Raw genomic sequence first — 3,027 nt, forward strand, 5'->3', positions numbered from 1 at the left:
AGGTCTACCGAGGCAGATCGCCATATGCGGTGAGCTGGTACAGGCCGCGTCTTGAGCAGATGCCCTGGATCACCTCCTTTAGGGTTGGTCGCTGTCATTGAGAGTGCGGCCCATGCCTGTAAACTGAGATCTGGCTGAGTCTGGCTTGCCTGAGGTACCGGGGTACGATCAGGATTGCCATACAGCAGGTGAGGCGCCTGCACATTGGTCGTCGCTGTTGGGGCCTGTTACACAGCTTTTTCGTTTCTGGAAGGAGCCCTGCATGGAAGAAAAGCCTTGAATGCCGAATCAGATCACAGTGCGCTGCGCGACGTGCAGTTGTGCCCCGGTGAGGGGGAGGGGCCGGTGCTCGTATGCGCAGAGGGCCTGAGCTTTTGGGGCGGTGTTGACCCACAGACCGGGCAGATCATTGATGTGCACCATCCTGATTACGGCTCCAATGTTGCGGGCAAAATTCTGCTCATGCCCACATCGCGTGGCTCTTGCAGTGGCAGTGGCGTGTTGTTGCAGCTGTCACTCAACGGTCTGGCGCCTGCGGCTCTGGTGTTTTGTGAAGCAGAGGAGGTGTTGACCCTGGGCGCCCTGGTGTGTGGCCGCCTGTTTGATCGGCCGGTACCCGTACTCCGATTGTGCACTGCGCACTACCAGCGGCTGGCGCGCGAGCATACTGTCCAGCTCAGGCAGCACAGGCTGGTCGCCGCCGGACTGCAGATCGACCTGCATCCTGCCTGGCAAGCCGAGCTCAGGCTTTCTGAGCGCGACCAGGCGCTGCTGGCGGGGGAAATGGGTCCGGCCGCGCAGGTTGCCATGGAAGTCGTCTGTCAGATGGCTGCTGCCTATGGTGTCGATGCGCTGATCGATGTTACGCGCGGTCACATTGATGGTTGTATTCTTGCCCACGATGCCAACCTGATTTTCGCTGAAAGGATGGCTGGGCTGGGCGCTCGTGTGGCTATACCCACCACGATCAATGCGATTTCAGTGGATCGCGAAAACTGGCGCAATCAGGGTGTGTCGCCAGATTTTGGTGGGCGCGCCAGCCGGCTGGCCGATGCCTATGTCGCGATGGGTGCCCGGCCCACCTTCAGTTGCGCGCCCTATCTGCTGGACGATCCACCCCGGTCGGGGGAGTGCCTAGGCTGGTCTGAGTCCAATGCTGTGATTTACGCCAATAGTGTGCTGGCAGCGCGCACGCCCAAGCACCCTGATTATCTGGATCTGTTCATCGCCATTACGGGCAGAGCGCCGGCTGCGGGTGTGTATCAAGACGCCGGGCGTATTGCGCGGACTGTCCTGGCCTTCGAGCTCGACGGCCTGCAGAGTGATGAAAGCCTGTGGCCGCTGGTGGGCTGGCTGGCGGGCAAGCATTCGCCAGACCAGATACCGCTGCTGATCGGTCTGGAAACGTTGCAGCCCACACCGGACGATCTCAAGGCGCTGTGCGCCGCATTTGGCACCACCTCAGGTGCGCCCATGTTGCACATTCGCGGGCATACCCCTGAAGCCGGGATGGTGCCGGCTGCGACCGCGCCATCCCGCCGAATTACCAGGTCTGAGCTTGCTGATGCCTGGCGTGAGCTCAATCGCGGCCAGACACACATCGATCTGGTAGCGATCGGTAGCCCACATGTGTCACTGGCGGAGGTGCGCCAGATCATTGCGCTCTTTGCCGGCAGGCGCTGCCGTCCTGGTACGCGGATGATCGTAACCATAGGCCGTGACGTGATGCGAACGGTGCGCAGCGAAGGCTTGCTCGAGAATCTTGAGGGTGCCGGAGTGCAGCTTGTGCCCGATCTCTGTTGGTGTTCGATCCGCGAGCCGGTTTTCCCACCCGGCACCACCGGGTTGATGACCAACTCGGGAAAATACGCGCATTACGCGCATGGGCTCTCGGGTGTTCACGCGCGTTTGGGTAGCCTCGCCAGCTGTGTTGAAGCTGCGGTCGGTGGGCGTGTGCCCGGTGGCCCGCCTGTCTGGTTGGTTCCCGGCTCGCCCGGGCCCACATGACCAGGCCTCAGGCGCGGCGGTGTAGACTGATCCTCTTGCCTTGTTGAACGGGGTATGCCCATGTCACATCGATCCACCAGGAGGCCTGTCCTCGGCTCGCTGGCCGATAAGCAGATCGACGCGCAGACAAACGCCGTCTCACCCGGGCACGGGCTGTCACGCCGCAGTCTCTTGCAGGCGCTGGCGCTGGGTGGCGCTGCCGCCGGTGTGCCTCTGGCTCGTGCGCAGGCCCCGGCTGTGCAGCCGCCTGCACCCTCGCCGATGGCAGGTGACTGGCTGATCGAGGCCGGTTGGGTGCTTGCCGAAGTCGAGGGCACGCTGAAGCTGCAGCGCAATGCCCTGGTGCTGGTGCGCAATGGCCTGATCGAGGCGGTGCGCGCCGAGGGTGAGGCGCCGCTGCGCGCACCGGCCAAGCGGTTGTCGCTCCCCGGGGATATTCTGCTGCCGGGCTTCATATCCGGGCATACCCACTGCTGCAGCGCCACGCCCACGCGCGGCATCATCGAAAACCCGCGCTCCTACCGACGGCCACTCGAGTTGGTGGAGCGCCTGGCAGATGATGAACTGGATGCACTGACTGCGCTCAATCTGGCCGAGCTGCTGCGCTCCGGTTGCACCACCCAGGTGGAGATGAGCCTCAGCCTGCGCCAGGCCGAGGCCTATGTGCGGCAGGCGGTGCATCTGGGAGCGCGCGGCTATCCGGGCGCGATGATTCCCGGCATCGAGCGTCTGTTCGACATCTGGTTCCGCAGTGAGGATCAGGTACTGCACCACAGCGAGCCCGATACGCTGGCAGAGATTGCGCGCAATCTCGGGTTCTGCAAGGCGCATATGGGCAAAGGGGAGGGGCGGATTCAGCCCATGCTCTCACCGCATGCCTGTGACACCCATACCCCGGCCACCTTGCGCGCACTGGCAGATGGCGCACGGGAACTAGGAACCGGGCTGCACATTCATCTCTCACAGGGCAAGGCTGAGACGGAGACGGTGCGCCGGCTGTGGGGCAAAACGCCGACGCAG

2 protein-coding genes are annotated in these 3,027 nt (G+C 63.3%); both read left to right on the top strand.

What is annotated here, in order from left to right; all coding sequences use genetic code 11:
- The first annotated feature begins 276 nt into the window (after positions 1–276).
- Positions 277–2,007 (top strand): aconitase family protein, encoded by a 1,731-nt coding sequence (locus VBE63_RS26635; protein ID WP_323686022.1) that lies wholly within the window; start codon positions 277–279, stop codon positions 2,005–2,007.
- 60 nt (positions 2,008–2,067) lie between these two features.
- On the top strand, positions 2,068–3,027 hold a 960-nt coding region (locus tag VBE63_RS26640; RefSeq protein WP_323686023.1), incomplete at its 3' end, for an amidohydrolase family protein.

The organism is Lamprobacter sp. (genome assembly GCF_034860625.1).
Taxonomy (GTDB): domain Bacteria; phylum Pseudomonadota; class Gammaproteobacteria; order Chromatiales; family Chromatiaceae; genus Lamprobacter.